This is a genomic window from Sphingobacterium psychroaquaticum (genome assembly GCF_900177625.1).
Taxonomy (GTDB): Bacteria; Bacteroidota; Bacteroidia; order Sphingobacteriales; family Sphingobacteriaceae; genus Sphingobacterium; species Sphingobacterium psychroaquaticum.
In genome coordinates this window covers 249,357-272,692 of the sequence record NZ_FXAU01000006.1, presented here as the reverse complement: position 1 = coordinate 272,692, position 23,336 = coordinate 249,357, and the positions used below count along the sequence as shown (strand labels likewise).

Here is a 23,336-nt window from a genome sequence, read left to right as displayed (position 1 = left end):
TTCTTTCTATTTATTGACAAACCGTACCAACTCCTTTGTGGTCTTACTCTTCTTATAATTCCGGATCCGTTGAAAAATAATGTAGTTCGAATTATGTGCATTATCTGCTTCGCCAAATTCATCCGAAAAACCAACCCGATTCATGAGAATGATATCCTTGCCATCAAACTGCCAATCCACATATTGAAAACCATGGTATTTAACATCCGTACTGGCCATCACAATTTTATCGACCGTCCAATTCTCTAGATCGGGCGAAGAAACCAAAGCGAGTACGCTACGCATTCCTCCTGCACGCATCTTTGGCTTTCGTACTATTTCCGACGGGTAATTCGTTAAGGACCAATATTTTTTAGTTTTGGGATCCCACATCACATTAAACTTCGTGGCTCCGCCTAAGAATGGAATCGCCTTCACCGAACCGTTTACAATAGCGCCTTTATCATCTACAGCATAGTGACCAGCGATATACCCCGATTCGTTCGCGATGCGCGTAATACCTCGTATCGCCCCATCTAATCCCAGTACAGCATTCGTTTCCAGCCAACCGGTACCATCTATTTGTTTAGGTTTAGCTATTTCTTCACTGTAGTTCCAGCTGTCAGGTTTCAACAGGTCTGCATTTTCGTCCGCCCACATAATGAACGACTTATTTTCCGACATCCAGGCTTTACTTTTATCTTCGATCCCAAGATGATCGTAGCCTTTATAAATTTTACCGTTATGAAAAACTACCGGGGTAGAAGAACCATGAAAGCGCCCTGCTCTTAAAATAGCATGTGGCGACCAACTTTTACCCGAATCAGTAGACTTTCTGATCGATAGATTGCGGTCTGATCCACGTACGCCCAGTACATACACATCCGTATCCACAACAAATAATCCGCCCCAAAAAGTATCCGCCAGCTCCGTCAAAAAATGCCAGGTCTTCCCCTTATCCGCCGATCGGTACACATGTACCTTATCGGAAGAACATTGCGGACCAAAAAAATCAAACGAAGCGAGATAATCTCCATTCGCGAGTATCACGACACTCGGTGTTCCGAGGTAACTGCCCGAACTCTTAGGCACATGTGCTACCACGACACCAGGTAAAGGCGCACCCGATTCCAGGTATTGGGCGTGCACCTGGAATACAAAAAACAACAGACACAAGGTCAATATTTTATTCATGATCTAAATCCTTATTCTTTTAATCAATGATGATGTTCAATTCTTTAACAACCTCTTCCTTCTGGTCTATCGACTGGTTGAAAGCCACAAAAGCTACCTTAAACGTCCCCTTTTCCTTAAACACATGCTCCAATTGCTTTGGCATAACCATGGTTATACTCTTTAAGCTCTTTGGTCTATCGGGCACCACGCGATCCAAATGTATGGCACCCGAGATGGCCCATTCCTCATTTTCACCGACAGGCGTGCTATTGTTAAGTACCAATTGGTTCGAGCTATTAACAATCCAAGGTATATTGTCTGTCGAAAATTCCACATTCTTCCATCCCTGCAGGTTGACACCTGGGTTAACTTCATAGGTATTCCCCTCCGAGGATTCCAGCTTGATGCTTAACGTCCTTATCGTATGGTTGTAGCTTTGGGTACTACCGTCATTGGGTTTGTAGCTTCTAAAAGCCAGGTACACCGGCCGCTTGGTTTCCATGTATTTCTGTAAGGTAATAGGACCTGATGCCGTATTATCAGCTCCCGTAGAAAACACCGCTAACGAAGAAAGGTCATCCCATTTAGCCATACTGACGGTATTTTTATCATAGCTCCCACTAAAGTCCGTTGATATCAACACCTGCAATTTGGCCGCTGCTGCACCCGTTTTCAACGATGTAAAACTCAATAATGGATTTCCCGTCGCTGTAACTACCCGATCCCTGAATTCATACTTTGCCCCCTTCTCCCCCGAGTAAAACAGGAGGTAATCCGGCTCGCCACTAAAATTAAATCGTACCGTATCCCCTACTTTATAGGTGTTCTTATCCAAGGATACGTTAAAGTCTACCGGTTTTATCTCCAGTTTGTTGCAAGCACTCAGACCACAACAAAGCCATACAACATATATTATTTTATTTCTCATGGTTTATCAGATTTACCAGCCTGGGTTCTGTGTTAACAGTTTATTTAGATTCATCTCATACGCCGGAATTGGGAGTAGCACATCCCTATCGGCCACATTGTCGCCAGCCTGTGCGGTATATTTTCTATTTGCAGGCGCAAAGTCCACGATATCCTTGGCTGCCACCTGTAAAAATTCCATCAATTTACCCCAGCGGATCAAATCCTGCCTACGTAAATTTTCACCAGCAAACTCGCGCATACGCTCTTTTTGAATAGCCGATCGGAAGGCATCTTTGGAAGCCGTGTGCTGTGCCGATAAGTCGGCATTCACCAAGGCCGGATTAACAAGTGTAGCCTGCGCCACAGCTCCCGATCCACTCGCGGCCGCGAAAGAAATCGTTGGCACCGCCGTAAAGCCTTTCCCTGCCCGGGTAATAATAACCTCCGTTACCCGACCAGATGCGACAATAGCAATAGCCTCCGCATTTGCACCACCGCCACCAGAGATAATCACTTTGGGAGGTGTTGCCGTCACATAACCACTACCACCATTTGTCACCGCTATCCGTTTTAAAACAGATCCATTCAATAGTTTTCCATACGCTCTTTTTCGCACCAAGTTAATGGCCGCTTTCGCCTCCTCCGTCACCCCATTCACCTCATTTTCAGCTTCCGCATACATCAACAAAATATCCGAGTACCGCAATAATGGGAAGTTCTGCGGCGTAAATGTGCTATGCTTAGGCGTTAGCGTCTCGAATTCACGTCGCCATTTCCCTAAATCCATATTGTATATACCTACACTCGCTGTTTTGTTCCAGTCCGGGTTGCTTACCGCCGTGCCAAACGTATATTGCACACAGGTCCAGTCCCGCCTTAAGTCTGGCGAGTATTTTAACGTACCGGCGCTACCTGTTTCTTCTTCATACGCTTTAAATAGCAAACCTGTTGTCTTAACAGATCCTGTGCTCTTACCGATCGTCACATCGTTCGCAAAAGGACCACTTATCGTGCCTATCTGTCCCGTTTCCATAAAGGCATTCCCCGTTCTATTGCCCCAGAATTCAACCTCCCAGATCGACTCCTTCACATCGTACTTATCCTGCGCATAATTAATAAAGATCTGTTCAAAGCTTGGATTCAGTTCATGTTCACCCGAATTGATCACCTTCTGTGTATAGGCGATTACCTCCTTATATTTATCGGTATCTTGAAGCGGGAAACCTGCCATATGGAGGTAAACGCGCGCCAGTATACCGCGCACTGCCGACAGCGTTACCCGGCCACCGAATCCCACCTTTGCCGCCGTTTGTCCTTCTAAATATGTTTCGGCACGCTTCATATCAGTGACGATCTGTTCGTATACGATTCGCATATCGGAACGTTTGATATCCGTGTTGTTGATGGAAGAAGTCGGTTCCAATTTCAGGGGTACATCACCAAAATGTGTCACCAGAATAAAATAGTAATACGACCGAAGGAAAAGCACCTCGCCCAGGATCTGCTTTCTCTTCCCTTCATCCATCTTAGGTTTATCGATATGTGCAATCAGCTGGTTGGCGCGTTCTATACCGCTATAGATGTAGCGCCATAAATTTGTGAGGTATATATTGGATGGCTCATGCTGATAGGTGTTCAACGAGCCCGCAGGTTGTACCCCCGTCATGTAACTCTCATCGGTACCCACCGAAATCTGAAATTGGTACCACTTGCCATACACATACTCGTGTCCCAAAATATCGTAGACACCTACCAATGCTGTTTCTAGGTCCTTTTCCGTATTAAAATAACTTTCAGGGCTGGTAAAGTCTGTTGGTACTTTTTCCAAAAAATCCTTACAACCTGAACACGCTAGTATTGCTAAAAATATGATTATCTTTTTCATGTTTTACACCTTTAAAATGACACATCGATTCCCATTGTCATGGTTCTAGCCCTTGGATATGCAGACCAGTCAAAGCCTGGCGTCAGTGCCGAATTCCGTACCGATACCTCAGGGTCAGATCCACTATATTTAGTAAACGTCAATAGGTTCTGTCCTGAAAGGTAAATCCGTGCGCTTCTTATTTTACGAGATTTCAAAAACGTATCGGAGAATGTATAGCCCAACGACACCGTCTTTAACCGCAGGAAGGAACCATCCTCCACAATGTTCGAGTGGTATATACGAGGCGGCAGCCCACCCACCCGTGGAATGGTTGTATTTTGATTCTCCGGCGTCCATCTATTCTCTACCGTGGAGTACAAATTGAAATTGTACAGATTATAGGTATTCTGTTCAAAATACAGCTTGTTGCCATTTAAGATATCATTACCATACGACCATTGTAGAAATACACTTAAATCGAAGTTCTTGTACGAGAAATCATTCGCAAAACCACCGATATGGAGCGGATTACCATTTCCGATGACCGTATAATCATCTGTATTGATGGTTCCATCGTTGTTCAGGTCGTTAAACTTCATATCTCCAGGCTGTATGGTATTGCGCGCACGCCCATTGTCGGGAACTTCAGGCCGCAGTACATAGGTGCCATTTGCCAACTGGTTAAAGTCTTCGTATTGGTACAAGCGGTCGAAACTGGCACCATAGAGCATCCCCATAGGCTGACCAACTTTCGCAATATAAGGGGCAACATTCGCAAAATCCCCTACAAAGCTCACCGTTTGAAGCCTATAGCTTTGTCCGGGTTGAAGTTTTAGGATTTTATTGCGGTTAAAACTAATATTGAATGCGCTACTCCATCTGAAATTCTTCCCCTTGATATTGGTGGTCTCCAAGCTGAATTCCAATCCTCGATTCCTTACACTACCTATATTCTGAAACGCCACCAGATAGCCCGTTGTATACGGTAGGTTGGCATTCAACAACAGGTCGTTCGTTCTTTTATCATAATAATCAAATGTAAAACGCACCCTATCTTGGTACAAGCCCAAATCGTAACCTACATTAAACTGGGCTGTCGTTTCCCAGCGCAAATCAGCTACACCAGCACTCGTAAGCAAGGACGCACCTTTATCTGGGGAACCATTGTTAAACGAATAATAACTTCCATACGGAAAGGTTATACCAGAATAGGTCGCATATTCATCCACCCGATTATTTCCTGTTGTACCGTAACTGACACGTAGCTTCGATTCCGATATCGCCTTCATATTTTGCATAAAGGCTTCCTTGTTCATCTTCCATGAGAAAGCCCCCGAAGGAAAATACCCCCACTTATTGGTTCCTTTAAATTTCGACGAACCATCCGATCTAAAGCTGGCAGTAAAAAGGTATTTGCTTGCATAATCATAATTTACCCTTCCCAAAAAGGAGGCTAAGCTCCACTCCTTGTGATAGGTCTCCGGCACGATAGATGTACTTAAATCAATACCATCGATCCCCAACTCTTCGTTTTGTATGAAACTTGCCGTGTACCCGGAGTAGCCTAATCGGTTCTCCTGCAAGGTAAAGCCAGCAAGCGCATCAAACCTGTGCTTTCCAATCTTCCTGTTGTAGGTCAATGTATTCTCATTAAGCCAATTATCCATTTTCCGCTCAAACACACTTCCCGTTGTCCCCTTAGATGTCGGATAATTCGGTGATCCAATCTGTGTCTTCGAGTTATACAATGTGCTCGTATTAAGATTATTGGAAACTACCCCTCCCCTCAATTTAAGGAGTAAGTGCTCCGTCAGTTTAAAATCCAGATATCCATTAATAATGGTACTTCCCAGAATACGTTCATTTAACTCATTCTGCACAGATATGATCGGGTTCACCCGGTAATCTGTCGGCGTTTCCGTAATGACAGCTGGGTCAAAGAACTCGTCCATCAAATCCACATCGTCAAAACCAGAAATCGGTCTATAACCCAATGCGCTATAGATCAAACTCAAGCTCGGTATACCCCCCGTAGGATCCGACACAATCGATCCCGATGTTGTGGTCTTTGTATAACTAGCATTGACATATGCCTTTATATTCTTTTTGAGCTGCTGGCTCAAGGTAAACTTACCCTGTGCCCGATTAAATCCCGAATTAAGGATCACCCCGTCTGATTTCAGGATATTGGCAAAAACAGAATACTGGGTATTCTGACTACCACCTCGAAAAGAAATATCATTATTCCACATAGGAGCTCTCCGAAATAATGCCCCTTGCATATCAACCCCAGACAGGTTCTTATAATCCTCCAATGTTCTTCCATCCAGGTACAAACGTTCCGTCGTCGTGGGGTTGAGCTCCTGTTGGTATTTCACAAATTCGTAGGGAGACAGCACATCCAGTTTTTTATTGACCGCTTGAATCCCGTAGTACGAATTGACGGCAATAACCGGAGTCGATTTTGTGCCCTGCTTGGTGGTAATGATAATTACCCCATTAGCCCCTCTAGATCCATAAATAGAAGTTGCCGAAGCATCTTTCAGCACTTGGATCGACTCAATATCAGATGGGCTAACCGGGCTTTCGTTGAAGGCCTCAATAGGGAAACCATCTACCACATACAGCGGGGAGTTATCCTGCGTCAAGGAATTGGCACCCCGAATCACAATGTTGTTAACAGATCCCGGCTGTCCATCATTTCCAGACACCTGCACCCCAGCTACACGCCCCGCCAATGCCTGATCGAAAGTAGCGACAGGCGCCTTCTGCATAGCTTTGACATCCACCGATCCGATTGCCCCCGTGATATCCGCCTTTTTGACCTCGCCGTAACCGATGACGACCACATCTTCAATCTTTTCCTCCGCCATCTTCAGGGATACATCAATCTTGGTTCGTCCCTGTACCACCTGAATCTGTCTCACATAGCCGATAAAGGAATACACCAGGGTATCCGTCGGGCTGACGGCGATGCTATAATTACCTTGTTTATCGGTAAAAGCTTTCTTCGTGGCATTTGTCGTAGCCACGCTTACCCCCGGCATAGCGATGCCCTCAGGCGTACTAACCCTTCCTGCCACGGTAAGCTGTTGCGTAGATTTTTCCTTGTCGTTATAGGCTGCTTTAGCTACCGGTGCTGCTTGGATAAAGACCATCTTATCCTCCTTGTTCAACACTATTTTTAGCGGTATTCCCGTAAAGCACTTTTCGACAACATGGTTCCACTCCATGTTTTTTACATCCATCGAAATAGGCCCCACTTTAGCAGATAAATCCGCATCAGCGATGAAATTGTAGTTTGTTTGTTTAGACAGTTCATATAAAACTGTTTTCAATGGCACCTTCGTAACCCGTACACTTACCTTCTGTCCATAGGTCAGCGCGCTGACCTGAAAGAACGTAACCAGCAAAAGAAAAAGGCTAAGCTTCATAATGATAAGTATTTTTAAAAAGCAATGCGGTATACCATATTGCCATACAGTTATTTTTTCATACATTTGAATGAAGTTTTTTAACGTTTTGATACTATGTTAATTAATCTTTTTATCGGCCTCATGTCGATAAGAGAGCAGAAGTGGTGCGAACACTCCTGCTCTTCTTTTTTAGCGATCTGCACCGCTACTTTCTCGTTACCACAACCCTCCTTTCATTCTTCGATTCAATAAATTCAAAATGAACGTTATTAGAAAGTTCTAACGTCTTGAGTAGATATCTCACATCCCGAGTACGTTGGTAATTTCCTTGAAAGGAAATATCATTCATAGGGCCTACGAACTCAACTTCAAACCCATACCATCTCGATAATTTGCGCATGATATCCTTTATATTCTCGTTGTTGAATATAAAATATCCTTCTTTCCAGGCCTGTAAGTCATTTACGTCAACTTCCTCTACCGTTAGTTTTTGGGTACCGATGTCTTGTCGCGCCAACTGTCCCGGTTTTAGAAATACCTCTTTTCTGCTTCCTTTTACGGAAACTTTCACCTTCCCTTCAAGTAGGGCTGTCTCTATAAACCCATCGCCCGCATAAGCGCAGACATTAAACTGCGTTCCCAGCACCTCAATAACCTGTTGCCCCGCCTGCACCACAAACGGTGTCTTGTGCCCCTGAGCACCTATGGTCGACACCTCAAAATGAGCCTGTCCCGTTAGCTCCACTTTTCGTTCCTCTTTTGAAAAACCAACGGGGTAGCGCAACCGCGACAATGCACTCAGGTATACCACACTTCTGTCGGGCAAAACGATTTTATATTGCACGCCTTTCGGTGTTTCAATTGTATTAAAGCTGGATGGACTATGTGCCTGCTCCTTTTCTGATAGCGTGTATACTAACTCCCCTTCCGCAGATTGTTGAATCTGAACGGATTCGTCCTGTAACAACTTCCCGATATTTTCGGTCGATAAAGCGATCTTTTTTCCGTCGGCCAATGTCAAGATAGCCGACTCGCCCCCCGCCAGCATCTCCGTTGCCGCTGCAGGTTCCCTATCAAATTTATGGAGCGCCCACCAACCTACGCCAAGCAGCAAAATGGCTGCCGCAGCGATCGGTTTCCAGAGGCGGATATGTCTTTTCTTGGCGGTGGCCGCTCGTAAGCGTTGTAAGCCCATTTCTTCTTCCTCCAGTAAATCCGAAACAAGGAGATCCGAGGGTGGTGTTTTGTACTTGAGATACCAACTCTCCACAATAGCTATCTCTTCCGCTGTCGCCGTTCCAGCATTGTATCTATCCAAAATTTCTTTTGCATTTTTCATTAATATAAAATGTTTTAAAGTAAATGCTACCTCATTTAATACCCGATATCATACGAGGATGGCTGTACATTGATGATTGGTTAGTTTCCCCGTTTATTGATAAGACACGCAACCCTATGGGGAGGGGGTAGATGGGTGCGAAAAAAAAATAAAAAAAATGTAAGGTGTTAGAAAAACAAGGTGAATATATTGTCCCCTAATTTTACGCGGAGTATGCGGAGTGCATTCCGAACTTGCGTGCGAACAGTCTGCGGGCTGATATTGAGTTCCTCGGCAACCTCTTTGTGTGAGCGTTCCTGAAACCTACTCATCTCAAAAATAATACGCATCTGTGTCGGTAGTGCACGTACCTCCTGCTCTACCAGGCGAATCAATTCCTTTTCCCGAAACTTTGTTTCTGTGACTTCCACGCCCTCATCCATAAAAGCCTGTAGGGATTGGGCATAGCTGTCCCGTACCTTTTGGTTACGGACCACATTGAGCACCCTACTTCGCACCGCAGCGTAGAGATAGGCAGAGAGACTCGAAGTGATGAAAAAGGTATCTCTATTTTGCCAAAGGTTAATGAATATTTCATGCAAGATATCCCGCACCTCTTCCCGATCCGGCAGTCTACGGTAGGCATGGCTATAAAGGACGTGGTGATACCGCTTATAGATACGCTCCAAAGCATCGTGGTCACCATTCCTCAATAGTCTCACAAGTTCTATATCCGTTACATTAAGTTCCAAAAGTATAAGGTCTATCTAATAAACAATGTGCTACCTGAGATTTACAGTATGTATCCCTCGGTATCCAGCTCTTTGTTTATTATTGGTACGCAAATATGCCTAAAACATCGCGTATTTTTCTACAAAATATTATCAAAATACTCTAACATCTTGACATATAGCAGCATCGTTAGGAGAACGGCTGTATTTAGATAGAATCCCCGACACACGACCGGGGAGATGGTGTGTCGGGGATTCTTTATTACGGTTTACGAATACACCGGATGCTTAAGCCTCCCGAACGAGAAAGTGCAAGCGATGTATTGATATCCGTATCGGTAAAATGGATGGCCACGGCCGCCCCTACCACCGTGGCGTGCGGGGTGCTACTCCAGTAACGACCATTGGAATAATATAAGGTTCCATTGCTCCCTAAACGATATCCGGCTTTGGGCATCTTCAAGCTGGAAGCCCATGCGGTAGCTGAGTTACTGATCTGCTCCGATACAATCAGCTGCTGCCATTCTATAGCCGTCGGAAGTCTCCACTGTGCCCCGAGCTGTCGACAGGGATCACATCCCTTATTCGAAGCGATTCCAGCCGATGTGGAAGCAGTCCACTGATCGGTCGATGTACCCGTATTCCACCAGACAGTACTTCCGCCATAAAAAGGAGCATGGTGCAGCAATGTAAGTCCGGAGGGATTATTCGGAGTTGGGGGTGTCGCTAGAACTGAAGTCCGCAGCTGATGCCCATCCGTATGCCTCCCCCACTGATAAAGGTTACCGAAACTCTGGGCATCGGCGATACTTCTAGCGATCCAATCTGCCCCTAGATTCTGGCGGAGCCACACGTTGCCATCGCCCGCTCTAACGGTGATATACACCTCCTGTGTCGGGTAATTCCCGGAGCGAACATACCCGACGCTTCCCAATGAACTAGCCGGCACGATTTCGGTCGGACCAAATCGAGCGGTATCGGTAGGCGCAGTGATGAAAGACCTAAAATTTTTCAACCTTCCGAACGTAATCCGATTGGCGTTATGATAATTATATGCACCGGCATACGAAGTACGAACCAAATAAATAAGATCATCGCCATCAAACTGCCAATCGGGGTACTGAAATCCAGTCTTGGCAACAGACACCGAAAATGAGAGCCCTTGGTCGTCTTCCATTAATGTCTTAACATGATGCCATTGCCGAAGATTGGTCGACATATAGAGCGACAGAATATTGCGCTGCTGTGGATAGCTGGCGTTGGTATTGTTGTTAACCATAGCCAAGTATACCCCTGTCGTGATATCTTTGCGTATCACAAACTTATGTAGCCCACCAGGAAAGGTAATAAAGTCATCCGGCGTGAATGTCGCCGTATCGCCCGTACTATTAATCCGTATGATAGCTGCCTTGTCAATGAAAGGTACGGAGTTGACCCGAATGATATTGACGAGGTCACCATTCGGATCGACCACGGCATTTCCTTCGATCCAGCCTGTCGTTTCTTCCGATCCTGGCGGATCCCATCCTTCATTGTAGGTCACCTTGGTACTCATCTTCCAGTTTGCGGGTGTCATAAGATCCGCATTCTCGGCGGCCGAAATCACAAACGCGCGATATCCACGCGTCCAGTTATAACGGGTATCCAGTCCTTCAAATGCACGATACAAACGGCCATTATGCTTAACAACAGGTGTTGGTGCACCGTGGTAGCGTACCGGCTGACCGGGAATATCTGTATCGAACAACGTTACCGGTGCGCTCCATGTCGCGCCCAAATCGGTAGACCGACAAAGGACAATGGTACGCGCAGTAACGCCTGTCCCCGCATTGGTCCCTAAAAAATAGATATTGCCCCCCTGTTCAAAAAGATTGGCCCAAAATAACCCCACAATGTCCGTGATGTGCGTCCAGCTATGACCATTATCGGTAGACCGGTATACACCCGTGGTATTCGAGGTCGGTCCATTGTAATCATGCGACGCTAAAATATCGCCATTCGCTAACCGCAGGAGACTGGGGCTCCCCAGAAAAGTTCCCGTTTCGGCAGCTTGGTATTTCACTTCGCTAATCCATAACGAATCAGCCTCTAGGCTATCCGCTTTCATCATGAGCTGCTCGCGCTCCATCATCAAACTCTCGCAGGATTGGAGAAGAAAGGCGAACAGAAAAGTGCTAAAAAAAAGTTTGATCTTCATACGTTTTAAATATTATATAAATCCGTGTCAAGGTGTCCCTATGGACATACCTTAATATTTTTAAACAGATAAAACCGTCCGTCTTCACCCCCTACCAGTAGCTCTTCTAAGGCGCCATCTTGGGTCACGATCGGACTAACCCAACAGCCGTGCCGGTCCATGTTTATGGCGCGATCGCCATCATGGCACAGTGCCTTCGGCCGATCAAACACGGGACGCTCATTGGTTCCCACGTTACGCATCACGTATGCTGTCGCGTAAGGCTTTGCTTCGGCCACCGCTCTGGACTGAGAGAGATGTATCCCCTGTCCAAATAAGATATCCCAATTACCGTCTTGATCAAAATCACAGATCGACAACGTCGCACGCCCCTCGTGCCCTGCCTCACCGACGATCTTAATCGGAACATCATCTTGCCACCTCAAAATTTCTTCGTCCACCAAGCAGCCAACATCCCCACCCGTACGCCCGTAGCGGCACAATAGACCTTGGCTATTAATCGCTATTAATGGCATTAGTTTTTCTTTTGCAGGCAGATACATAGACGGGATCGCTACTGGTTTACTACGCCATGCCCCTTTAAAAGAGTGATCCCCATATCGTAAGGCTTGTATTGGCGCAAGCTTAGGCTCCCGGGCGCTACCGATATTTTGATACCATTGGTACTGGCCCGTCACATCATTACAGACTATATCCAACAAGCCATCTCCATCCCAATCCACGACCAAGGGTTGTACATATCCCCATCGACGCTCATTAGGTCCTTGTATCGACCCCTGTTCTCCCGCTTGATGTTGTATAATGCGATGGCCCGCTTCCAACTTTACCGCCGGTTCCCATAGGGGTGCAGAGGCCGTCCCGCTGTTACGGAAAAACCAGATAAATCCGGAGGAATCTCCTCCAATAATATCAGCTACGCCATCTCCATCCCAATCCACCCATTGCACGGCAGCCAATGTCTGTATATGCAGGTCACCGCCCTTCATCTTCACGGGACGGATGTCCCATTCCTTTTTACCCGCGTGGTAGTAATACTCGACCAGTATGCCTGGATTGCCTCCCAGAATAAATCCATACCGCCCTTTTTGATCGGGATAGAGCGGTCGAGTAGACGTCGCATAGGCTCCACTATAAATTTCCTGCGTAATGGGTGGAATCCCTTTGGGCAATTTTTTTTCGAAAAGATGCAATACCCCATCAATAATACCGGTATCATACAAACTCATGCGATCAATCCCCCAAGTCAGCAACAATTGCTGCTCTTTGCCAGACGAAAGTTCGGCTTCATAGATTTTAGAAGGGCTCTGATAAAACTCTAGTGTAAAGGGTTCGCCGTTCAGTTGAACCTTTTTATAGGTTCCAAAATGCCATTTCTTAAGTTGGATCGCCTCCGCATAGCTCAGCTGTGCCTTATTTTTATCCCCCAACCAAGCTCCTTTTTCATCGAAACCTTTCCCAAATCCTATCGATGGATTGGGCGGATACACCCAGGGATTACTTTTCCCGGGCCAGTATGATTTATCTTCATTGACATACGAGTACTTCACTAAAAATGTACCCTCACGGTTACTTACAATAGTAAAATCACCTCCTATCAACGGCTCGCTACCTATAAGGATCGGGTTCGCCGTTTTAACGTTCAAATTGTCCTCATTTTCAAATTCCACCTGCCACCATTGCTTCTTAGCGATATCCATAAAGAAATAGTACACCTTGTTCTGGATAACAATAGACCGCGCCAAACTATATGTTGTACTGAGTTCATCCACACGCTCAGGCCGACCATAAATTAAGGATCCATCCTCGGCCCTTCCTAAAAACTTGCTCCGATAGAAACCATTGCCCAATAAAGCGATATGCACCAAGAGATCCCCATTTCCTAATACAACGGGCTTGATATCCAAACCGAATCCAAAATCTGTAACCGTATCCTGCGGATAACGCAGTGGCGCTACCTGCTGTTGTGCGTATGTGTCGGTCAGCATCAAAACGACCAGACACAGCGCATAAATTAGAGCTTTCTTCATAACGTACATTAGGGTTCAACAGTAACCTGTACTTTACGAAGTATCTCGCTCCGACCATCTTTATTGGCATTCGTTGCTATAAAGACGACCTCATAAGTACCCGGCTTCTTGTATATGTAACTATAGGACCGAATTGGCTTATCGATATACGCTTTGACCGCTACGCCAGGATTATGCCCGAGGTTGGTATCCGTAATCACAAATGGATTACTCACGCACCACATCTCATAGGTCCCCGTGGTGGTAAGTGGCCCCCGCATCGTAACTGCGGAGGAACTCGCGGACAAGTCGAATGCGTTGGCCATCCATGCTGCAATGCCTCCTTCATACACCGGTTTCCAACCCGCATTGGCCTGCGTCATCAACACGGTCGTTCCCAAAGGTGTAACCGCGCTAAGGGTCAATGCTTGAAACCGCCAGATGGCCGACTTTCCATTCTCCATTGTATTGGGACGGTTGGTATACCGAAAGGCAATGTAATTACGTTTATTCTTTGTGATATGTTCCGCAATATTGTGGACGCCGGCGGCAATATAGGGGTTGGTACTGCTACAATTCAAGGGGCTCCATGCATACTTTGCAGTCAGATCGACCCATTTAGCCTGTTTTATTTTGTCCAACTGATCTTCCGCCGCCACCCCAGTAAGATCGAGATCACTACTGATCAATACATGAAATTGGTCGGACTGACAGAATGGGGCGGTACCGCCCTGTCCGCGCACCTGGTTCTGAAAACTAAGGTTTAGTTTTTCCAGTGCTATAATGCTATCCTTATCTGCGTAATGGTAATCGTTACCAAATTCGCCCGAGTAAAAAGTAATGATATTGGCATCGCCAACAAAATCAAACTGTATGGGTTGGCCTACCTTGGCGGTAGACTGTAGCACCTGTACATCAAAATCAGGCGCTAACGTCTTTAATTCCTTGCTACAGGAGCCCCCCATCAGAACGGCTAAAAAAAGAAGGACGTATCTATATGTATTCATCATGAACGATATTATATATTTCATATTTTAACTGCATTTACCAGCCGGGATTTTGCTCCAGCTTTGGGTTAACCCCCATTTCATAGGATGGTATAGGCCAGATTACATCGCGCTCTCTGGCATTATTATAATAATTGTACATCGAGGTATACAGCGTATTGGTTCCGGTGGGAACCTCGGAGAGGCGGTCCTTCATCTTTTCATAGAAATCCCCCCAACGGATCAGGTCATTCTTACGGAGGGCTTCAAAACACAACTCCCGTGCTCTTTCGTTTTTGATCTCGCTGCGCAACTGTTCCGAGGAAAGCCCAGTCAGATCCACCGAAACATTACCGCCCTCCACATCAATACCTTTGGCACGCCGCCGCACTTTGTTCAGGTAAGGCAGTGCATGGGTGGCCGAATTTTCGGATTCATTAATCCCTTCTGCTGCCATCAACAAGACATCGGCATACCGCACCAACGGAAAGTTCTGTGGCGTCTGCGTATTGGTCTTCGGTAGAACCAGTTCATTTTCTCTTCTGAATTTACCGCAGAACCGTTCGATCAGCAAGCTGGTCGGCGGAAATGACTCTTTGCCTGCCGTACCATAGCGATACGGGGCAATAGCCCAATCACGTCGCTTGTCGTCGGCATCATAGAGCCTGTACAGCCACGGATGTGGCCGAACCATCCCTTGCGAAAACCCAAAGCCCAAGGTTCCTGTAGCCGAATAGGCGATGCCGTTGTTGATGCCTACACTGCCTCCCGTAACATTATAAACACCCGTACCGTTGCCCCAGAACTCCACCTCCCAAATGCTCTCCTTACTGTCGTATTTGTCTTGTGCATAATTGACAAAGACCTCTTCATACGAAGGATTCAAGCGGTGAAACCCTAAGTCAATAACTTTTTTTGCCCATTGGGCAGCCGTTGCATACCGTTCCTTTTCTGCTAATGGATAACCAGCCATATACAAATTCACCCGCGCTAAGACAGCCCATACGGCAGATTTGCTCACCCGCCCGGCCGACTCCACGGTGTTTATATCCTTCACCATCGTTTCCGCTTGCTCCATATCGGATAACACCTGGGCATATACTTCTTTAATATTCGTTCTCTTCAGTTGCAAAACTTCATTTTCGCTGGATACCGGTGGATCCAACGGCATAGGGACACCTCCAAATCGGCTTACCAAGAGGAAATAGTAATACCCTCGCAAGAAAAGAGCCTGCCCCTTTATCTCTTTCCGTTTTTCTTCACTCACCTGTGGCCCCGCCTGATCCATATTCTTCAAGAGACTATTGGCTCTACTCACCCCTCTATACAATGCCCGCCAGTGGTTGAGCAGCTTATCGTCGGTGGTATTGACAACATAATAGCCAATCGTACCATTGTCGGTCGGAAAATGCATAAACCCTTCGTCTGCTTCCAGCCCCATACGTCCCAATAGGGAGTTGCCGTAGACAAATGTTTCGGCCAAAACAGCATAGACCCCACGCAGCGCAATATCCAACTGCTCTTCGGTCTTATAATAACTCTCCGTGGAGACTACATATTTATCCGGTTTTACCTCGAGAAAGTTATTGCAAGCGCTCAAACTTTGCAGGATAACCAAAGCGGCAACAATGGGCCCGCGTACTAATATCTTCTTTAACATGTTCCTTGTTTTAATCGTTTAAAAACTAGCTTTAACTCCGGCTGTCACGGTCAGACTTCTCGGATACGACGAGTAGTCAAATCCCGGGGTAAGGTTGGAATGGCGAACCGAGACCTCGGGATCATACCCGCTATATTTCGTCCAAGTGATCAGGTTCTGCCCGGCGGTATACACTTCCAAACCTTTTAACTTGCCTCTAAGGCGCTTAGGAAAGGTATAAGACAGCTGCACTGTCTTCAGCCGCAGGTAAGAACCATCTTCGATAATCTTGGTAGAATACCGCCCCTTAGGACCAAAACCGCCCACCCGGAAATTCTCATCTGTCGGATTCTCCGGTGTCCAGCGATCTTCATAGGAAGCAAACTGGTTCAGCCCTATTCTATTTCCCATATTCCCTTCAAAAGCTAGCCTATTCGCGTTAATGATGTCATTTCCATAGTTCCACTGAAACAATACGCCCAGGCTGATTCCTTTGTAGGTAAAATTATTCTGAAGCCCGCCGATATGTCTGGGCAGAGCACGACCGATCTCCACCATATCTTTCTCATTGACGGTACCATCTCTGTTGTAATCGACATATTTGATATCCCCGGGTTGTACGCTTGCATTTCCATTATTGGGAACGCCCGCTTTCAGGACATAGGTGGATCCCACTCTATCAAAATCCTCTACTTGATAATTCCCGTCCCACACATATCCATAGATCGTGGAGGCCGGCCCACCGACCTTACCGATATAAGAGAATGATCCGTTATAGTCTCCCGTAAAGTTGACCCAAGAAAGAATATTAGATTGCCCATCAGAAAGCTTCATAATTGTATTTTCATTGAAGCTTATATTGAACGCCGTTTCCCACGAAAAGTTCTTGTTGCGAATGTTGGTTGACCGTATCGCAACTTCCACGCCCCTATTCCGTACTTCGCCGACATTCTTGTATACATTGCCAAAACCGGTCGCCAAGGGTATATTGGCATTGAGCAGGAGGTCCGTCGTATTCTTTTGATACACGTCTATAGTAAGATCTATCCTATTTTTCAGCAGCGTCATATCGTAGCCAATATCCCACTGCGCTGTACTTTCCCATCTTAAGTCCGCATTGCCCATCCCACTTAGAACCGCAGCATAATAAGGCAGCTGATTCCCAAAAGAATAATAATCCGTAATATCCAATGTCTGAAAACGTACAAAGTCATTGATCCTATTGTTACCGGTCACCCCATAGCTTACGCGCAACTTAGCATCGTTGATCCAAGAAACAGCCTTCAGGAAGTCTTCCTTGCCCAACTGCCAGGCAAACGCTGCAGACGGGAAAACGCCCCAACGATTTGCTTTGGAAAACTTCGAAGACCCATCGGCCCGAATCGAACCCGTTAAAAGATATTTAGATTTGTAATTGTAATTAACGCGCGCCAAAAAAGAAGCTAAGGTATTGGAGCTGAGAATTGATTTTACATTTTTTGGGATACCATAATCCAGCGCCCGGAGCCCCAAATGTTCATTCGTGATTCGATCCGTCTCAAATCCATAATTCTCTAGGGAGGTTCCTTGCAGCGTAAAAGCGCCCGTTACATCAAAATAATGCTGTGGGTTGAGCCTCTTTTTATACGTCAAGCGGTTTTCGTTAACCCAACTGTTCAACTCTATATCGCCATAGCTGCCGTTCGCCCCATTGGGATTCCAATTGGATGTAAACCCTTTATAGGTTTGCGAATTGTATAGGGCCTGACTTTTCGTAAAGCGCTGTGTATATCCCCCCCGTACATTAAAATTCAAGTCTTTAGTAATATTGTAATCCAGCGCAGCACTGACAAAAAGGTCAGACTTGTTTTCCTCCCTTATTTCATTTTTTGTGGAGATCAATGGGTTCATCAGAAAAATAGCAAACTCATCCTCCGGATCGATCAACTCATTCACCAGATCGACGTCATTGGCAACCGGTCTGTATCCCAGCATCCGATACATTAAGTAGGAAGCATAGGCGTTACTACTGGATTTCATCTCGGAGGCCAATGTCCCGTAGTTTTTATCCTTCGCGTAATTAATCTGGAGGCTTGTTTTTATTTTACTGCTTATGTTTTGTTCCATATTGGCCCGAAACTGCATCCGATCAAAACCGGAGTTCAAGATTACACCATCCTGCTTGAGGTGAGAAGCCGAAAAGGCATATTTCGTATGCGTACTTGCGCCGCGTACCGATAGCATGTTGTTGAGCATAGGCGCATCTCGAAAAAGGAGCGACTGCCAATCAATTGCAGGTGCAGATCTATAGTCTTCTACGGTCATGCCCGCTTTATCCAGGTATAAACTCTTCGCTCCTTCCGGACTTAACTCCAATTGGTATTTGACAAAGGCATAGGGGCTCATCATCTCCATCCGTCGGATAGGAGACTGTATCCCGTAATAACCTTGATAGGTAATCTCGGGCGTTCCGAGCTTCCCTTTTTTCGTTTCAATAATAATAACACCGTTGGCACCCCGCGAGCCATAAATGGCCGAAGCCGAAGCATCCTTTAGAATATTGATGGATTCAACATCGGCAGGATTCAAAGACGATAACGAAAAATCTTCCATGGGAAAGCCATCCACCACATACAGCGGGGCATTGCTCTGTGTCAATGAATTACCACCGCGGATGGTAATTTCGGAGGAACTTCCGGGCTGTGCGTCATAGCTATTAACCTGCACACCAGCCACCCGTCCTGCTAACGCCTGATCTAAAGTCGCTACCGGAGCTTGATTAAGCTCTTCCATCTTCACTTGACTAACAGCGCCTGTCAGATCGCTTTTGTGCACCGTGCCATACCCCACATTGACGACAACCTCTTCCAATTTCTGGTAGGAAGGGATCATCCGCACCGAATAGGAATCACGCGTATCGATTTCCAAGCGCTGTGGCTCGTAGCCCAACATATTAAAAGTCAGATAACTGTCCTCCCCCACACCGATATTAAAATTCCCTTGTGCATCCGAAACAATGCTGGTACCCGATGCAGAGGTTCTAATCGTTACATTCGGTAAGGCGGCTCCCTTTTCATCCGTCACGATTCCTTTTAGCGTGCGAGCCGGTTTACCCGACTGATCGGCTGCCTTTTTCTTAATAATCACCGTGTTGTCTTGGATCACATAATTGACCGGCAATCCGCTCAGCACCTTGGTAAGAACTTGGTCTAAAGTAGCACGTTCAAATTTAGCGGTAACAAGCTTGTTCGCATTAAAATCTGTCGATGAGTACATGAATTTTATGCCTGCCGACTGGTGCAATTCCTTAAAAACATCTTTGATGCTTTTATTTTGAAATTCCATTTGAATAGCTTGCTGAGCATCTACCGTGGCGATAGAAATAAATAGTGTAAAAATACCGGTGAGAAAGAGCTTTCGTAGGCGTGTTCTTTCCTTCCCTTTAGTGGGAGAATTAATTCGTGTTTTATACATTTGTAGTGTTTAAATTGGTAAGAATTTAAATGGGTTATTCCTAACCGATCGGATAGGGATGTTCGTAGCATCCCTATCTATTTAAAAGTTTATGGTTTATCAACTGGCATTACATACGTCTTTCCTCCTTTTTCAACAAGTCTTATATTATTGGTCAACTCAATGAGCTTAAATACTTCGTTAACATCTTTGTAGCGGGTAATAATCCCCGAGTATTTTTGGCTTTGCACCGCTGGGGAGACAGTAATGGATACCCCGTACCATTGCGCTAGCTCCGCCATCACATCCGCCAGTCCCTCTTCTTCAAATGAGAAAAGTCCGTTCCGCCAAGCTTCAATTTTATGCAATTGGGATGCCGCGGAAACCGAAATGTGGGAATCACCTTTAGAAACAGCCGCTCTTTGCCCCGGCTGGAGTACCGTGGAGCTGGCAAATTTTTGATGCTGGAGTTTCACCTTACCCTCGAGTAAAACAACCTCCTGCTTATCATTTAGCTTCGCATCGACCAAGAAAGAAGTTCCTAAAACCTGTATTTGCTGCAAAGTTGTATGCACCATAAAAGGAACGGCTTTGCCATTCCTCCGTAGGGATTTAACCTTAAAATAAACTACTCCTTCTGCCTGCACTATACGATCCCCCTGACCAAAATCAGGGTCGACCACCACCTCGGCAGACTGGTTTAGCCACAATTGGGTACCATCAGATAATTGAATAGCCAAGGCCTCCCGGTTCGGGTTTTTAAGATGAAGGGGCTTATTGGTTACGGTTAGCGTTGCTGCATTAATGACAACGACTTTTTGTTCGTCTCTTTGTTCGACCGAGATTCCCTCAGGAAGTGCATCCGCCAAGTTGTAGGAAGCTCCATCTTTCACAATATGCAGTGCGGTTACACCAGCAGATGCTTCCCCCTGTTTTTTTACCAGGACAACAGCGTCATCACGATCCCCTAAAAAATAGATACCACCACAAACGAGCATCGCGATAAAAACAGCGGCTACCGTTCGGATAAAGACAGTAAAGCGAGGAGGGCTATACGTCGATGAAGTATCCAGTTGGTTATTGATTTGCTTTTTGAGCACCTGCCCCATCTCCGGATCTATATCGACCTTACTTTCATAATGGCTTAGATTATGATAGAACTTATCTACAAACTCCTGTTCGGAATCTGTCGCCTTTCCACGCATATAACGGGAAAAAATAGCATGCAGTTTTTTCTTTAACGATGAATTCTTCGACATAAAATAGACATTAGGTTTATACGTGTCTATCTATATGTCGAAGAAAAGGTATTAAACTCCCAAAAAAAGAGTAAATATTTTTTTTAAGAGACCTCTGAGTTCCGTTTTAGCGTGTAGCAGTTGATTTTGAACGGTTTTAGGGGAGATATGAAGGATCTCACTAATTTCAGCAGTTGATAAACCCTGTTCTAATTTCAATTTAAATATCTCTTTCCTCTTATGGGGCAACTGTTCAAGCCAACAGGCAATAATAGCCTGTAACTCGTTTGCTGCAAATGAAGAATCCGCATACTCACTTCCTGCGATGATTTCTACAAAATCTTCAATCACCTCAAAGGTATATTTGTTCGCCCTAAAGAAGTCTATTACCTTATACTTTATGGCATTATGCAGATACGCTTGTACGTTTCTGATCTCCCGTATGTTTCTTTTATTCCATATATCAATGTAGACCTCTTGTAAAATATCAAGGCTCATGCTTTCATCCCCTATACGTGCACAGGTTTTGGTGTACAGATCTTTCCACGTTTGATCATACAGGACATCAAAAGCTCTTCGATCATCTCTTTGCACCAAAAGATAAAGTTCTTCCAAAGATATAGGAGCAAAAGCGTTAGGCATGGGTATAATTAGTCTTGCAATGAAACGTCAAATAAAGATATTTTTACGAGATTAACCTAAATTATTTTTCTAAAGCACACGACGCATTTAATTTCCTTTGACGATCGATCTGAAATTCTCCACACTTTTCTTAACATCCGCCATGTTATTATCCCAATTGTACTCGTATTCTGCAGCAATCATTCCTTTGAAATGCTGTCTTTTTAACTCCGCAATTACACCGGGAACATTGTTAACCCCCGTTCCCCAATGCACATCATGCGCTTTCTTATTCCCTTTCTCATTTAAGTCCTTAAAATGTAGGTGATAAATCCTGCCTTCCAGCTTTTTCAAACAAGCGACTGGATCTAATCCCGACCGGACCCAATGCCCAATATCGGCCGCAGCCCCCATCCGTTTGCTCCGTCCATTTATACTGGCCAAAACAATCTCTGGACTCCAGTAGTAGGAAGGGTCAGGATGATTATGGATCGCCGCCCGTATATCATAGCGATCACATAGGGCCGAAATATGATCCAACAAACGCGCTTCCGGTTCACAGGTTATCGTTTTGACCCCCATACTTTTAGCAAAGGCAAACACTTTTTCCCAATCGCTGTCCTCCTTAGTCTTGATCACACCATAGGCTTCCAAAACTATATTTTTTTTCTTCAGCATTTGCTTGATGTATTTTTTACTGTCCTCGGACATATTATAATCCATTTTTTCTTCGATGCCACCCCCTATAACCTGCTGTGGATACGCCTCTACATAACGAAGTCCAGCACTATCTATCTTCTCCAATGCTTCCGTAAACGTGAATCGATTAAAGGTATAGGCCTGCGCTCCCAGGTGCCAGCCCCATGCGGCTTCTGGATGTGTTACAGCCTGTCGATTACCCTCGGGCTTGGTTGTACTACAGCCGATTATAAAAACAGTGACGAGAATCAAGAGTAGATTGTTTTTTTTCATTTCGCTTATTTATTTGATATATGTTTAATACTGTAACAGGATGACATTCGAGACATCTTACGGTATTATAATTGGTCATTCCTTCTTGATCACTAAATTATAAGAGTTGGTTATTTGAGGTCTTTAACATTTTATCCAAAATGCTTAAGATATTATCATTTTGGAGGGGACGCGAAAAAAACAAGGTTTTTTACAAAGAAAGCATGGTATTCTTATAATGTTATTGTTTATTTGTAGGTACCATCATGTCCCATGACACGTGATTACCCATGCAGCAAGACGATTCCAATACGGACCAGCAACTTTTCGAATTACTGAAGACCTCCGATAAGGCCGCCTTCATGGCTATCTATAATCGCTACCGTGAACCGCTCTATCTTTTTGCTTGCAACCTGGTCAAAAATGAAGACCTTGCTGCCGACTTGGTGCAAGATATCATGCTACGGCTGTGGGAAAAGAGAGAAACAACGGCACTGCACTCCACCCTCGAGTCTTACCTGTTCAGCGCTATCCGTTATCGCTTTTTCGATTGGATAGACCGCCAAAAGGTGCGACAAGATTACATCGACCGCTTTCAGACATTCCTGGATCAATCGCACTGGCAAACCGACAATGCGATTGCCGAGCGCGAAGTGATGCAGATCGTAAATGATCAAATCGACAAGCTGCCGCAAAAGATGCGTATCGTATTTTTAATGCACTACAAGGACCATCTTAACGCCGATGAGATTGCCGATCAACTGCAGATATCCAAAAAAACAGTACAGAACCAAATCAACAATGCCAACCAGCAGCTACGCAAACAATTGGGTAAGCTTTACTGGTTTCTCTTCCTTTTTTAATTTTTTT

Annotated in this window: 15 protein-coding genes; 1 reads left to right on the top strand and 14 read right to left on the bottom strand. The window is 45.3% G+C overall.

Going from position 1 to position 23,336, the window contains the following annotated elements:
- Positions 1 to 6: 6 nt before the first annotated feature.
- The 14 genes from B9Y69_RS19115 to B9Y69_RS15570 all read right to left on the bottom strand — a co-directional run bounded on the left by B9Y69_RS19115 (position 7) and on the right by B9Y69_RS15570 (position 22,487).
- The gene (locus B9Y69_RS19115) at positions 7 to 1,173 is read right to left on the bottom strand and encodes a sialidase family protein (RefSeq protein ID WP_144036599.1); all 1,167 of its coding nucleotides are present in this window, start codon (positions 1,171 to 1,173) and stop codon (positions 7 to 9) included.
- 19 nt (positions 1,174 to 1,192) lie between these two features.
- A complete protein-coding gene (locus B9Y69_RS15630; RefSeq protein WP_085473906.1) occupies positions 1,193 to 2,083 on the bottom strand; it encodes a DUF5017 domain-containing protein in 891 nt (296 codons plus the stop codon).
- 12 nt (positions 2,084 to 2,095) lie between these two features.
- Positions 2,096 to 3,949: a RagB/SusD family nutrient uptake outer membrane protein gene (locus tag B9Y69_RS15625; protein ID WP_085473905.1), complete on the bottom strand. Its 1,854-nt coding sequence runs from the start codon at positions 3,947 to 3,949 to the stop codon at positions 2,096 to 2,098.
- 11 nt (positions 3,950 to 3,960) lie between these two features.
- Positions 3,961 to 7,365: a SusC/RagA family TonB-linked outer membrane protein gene (locus B9Y69_RS15620; RefSeq protein WP_234991277.1), complete on the bottom strand. Its 3,405-nt coding sequence runs from the start codon at positions 7,363 to 7,365 to the stop codon at positions 3,961 to 3,963.
- Positions 7,366 to 7,552: 187 nt separating this feature from the next.
- Positions 7,553 to 8,686: a FecR family protein gene (locus tag B9Y69_RS15615; RefSeq protein ID WP_085473904.1), complete on the bottom strand. Its 1,134-nt coding sequence runs from the start codon at positions 8,684 to 8,686 to the stop codon at positions 7,553 to 7,555.
- Between the two features lie 167 nt (positions 8,687 to 8,853).
- Entirely contained in the window at positions 8,854 to 9,387 is a 534-nt protein-coding gene (locus B9Y69_RS15610; protein WP_234991276.1) for an RNA polymerase sigma-70 factor, read from the bottom strand.
- A gap of 271 nt (positions 9,388 to 9,658) precedes the next feature.
- On the bottom strand, positions 9,659 to 11,593 hold the full coding sequence (locus tag B9Y69_RS15605; RefSeq protein WP_144036598.1) for an exo-alpha-sialidase: 1,935 nt from the start codon (positions 11,591 to 11,593) through the stop codon (positions 9,659 to 9,661).
- A gap of 38 nt (positions 11,594 to 11,631) precedes the next feature.
- A complete protein-coding gene (locus tag B9Y69_RS15600) occupies positions 11,632 to 13,620 on the bottom strand; it encodes an FG-GAP repeat domain-containing protein (protein ID WP_159451869.1) in 1,989 nt (662 codons plus the stop codon).
- Positions 13,621 to 13,628: 8 nt separating this feature from the next.
- On the bottom strand, positions 13,629 to 14,630 hold the full coding sequence (locus tag B9Y69_RS15595; protein WP_085473901.1) for a DUF5017 domain-containing protein: 1,002 nt from the start codon (positions 14,628 to 14,630) through the stop codon (positions 13,629 to 13,631).
- A gap of 13 nt (positions 14,631 to 14,643) precedes the next feature.
- A complete protein-coding gene (locus B9Y69_RS15590; protein WP_085473900.1) occupies positions 14,644 to 16,245 on the bottom strand; it encodes a RagB/SusD family nutrient uptake outer membrane protein in 1,602 nt (533 codons plus the stop codon).
- 18 nt (positions 16,246 to 16,263) lie between these two features.
- Positions 16,264 to 19,677 (bottom strand): TonB-dependent receptor, encoded by a 3,414-nt coding sequence (locus B9Y69_RS15585; RefSeq protein WP_085473899.1) that lies wholly within the window; start codon positions 19,675 to 19,677, stop codon positions 16,264 to 16,266.
- A gap of 89 nt (positions 19,678 to 19,766) precedes the next feature.
- Positions 19,767 to 20,915, bottom strand: coding sequence for a FecR family protein (locus B9Y69_RS15580; protein WP_085473898.1), 1,149 nt, complete (start codon positions 20,913 to 20,915; stop codon positions 19,767 to 19,769).
- A gap of 51 nt (positions 20,916 to 20,966) precedes the next feature.
- A complete protein-coding gene (locus B9Y69_RS15575; protein WP_085473897.1) occupies positions 20,967 to 21,536 on the bottom strand; it encodes an RNA polymerase sigma factor in 570 nt (189 codons plus the stop codon).
- An 87-nt stretch (positions 21,537 to 21,623) separates the two neighbouring features.
- Positions 21,624 to 22,487: a sugar phosphate isomerase/epimerase family protein gene (locus B9Y69_RS15570; protein WP_085473896.1), complete on the bottom strand. Its 864-nt coding sequence runs from the start codon at positions 22,485 to 22,487 to the stop codon at positions 21,624 to 21,626.
- 269 nt (positions 22,488 to 22,756) lie between these two features.
- Between B9Y69_RS15570 and B9Y69_RS15565 the strand changes: the two genes are divergently transcribed.
- On the top strand, positions 22,757 to 23,329 hold the full coding sequence (locus tag B9Y69_RS15565) for an RNA polymerase sigma factor (protein WP_085473895.1): 573 nt from the start codon (positions 22,757 to 22,759) through the stop codon (positions 23,327 to 23,329).
- Positions 23,330 to 23,336: the final 7 nt, after the last annotated feature.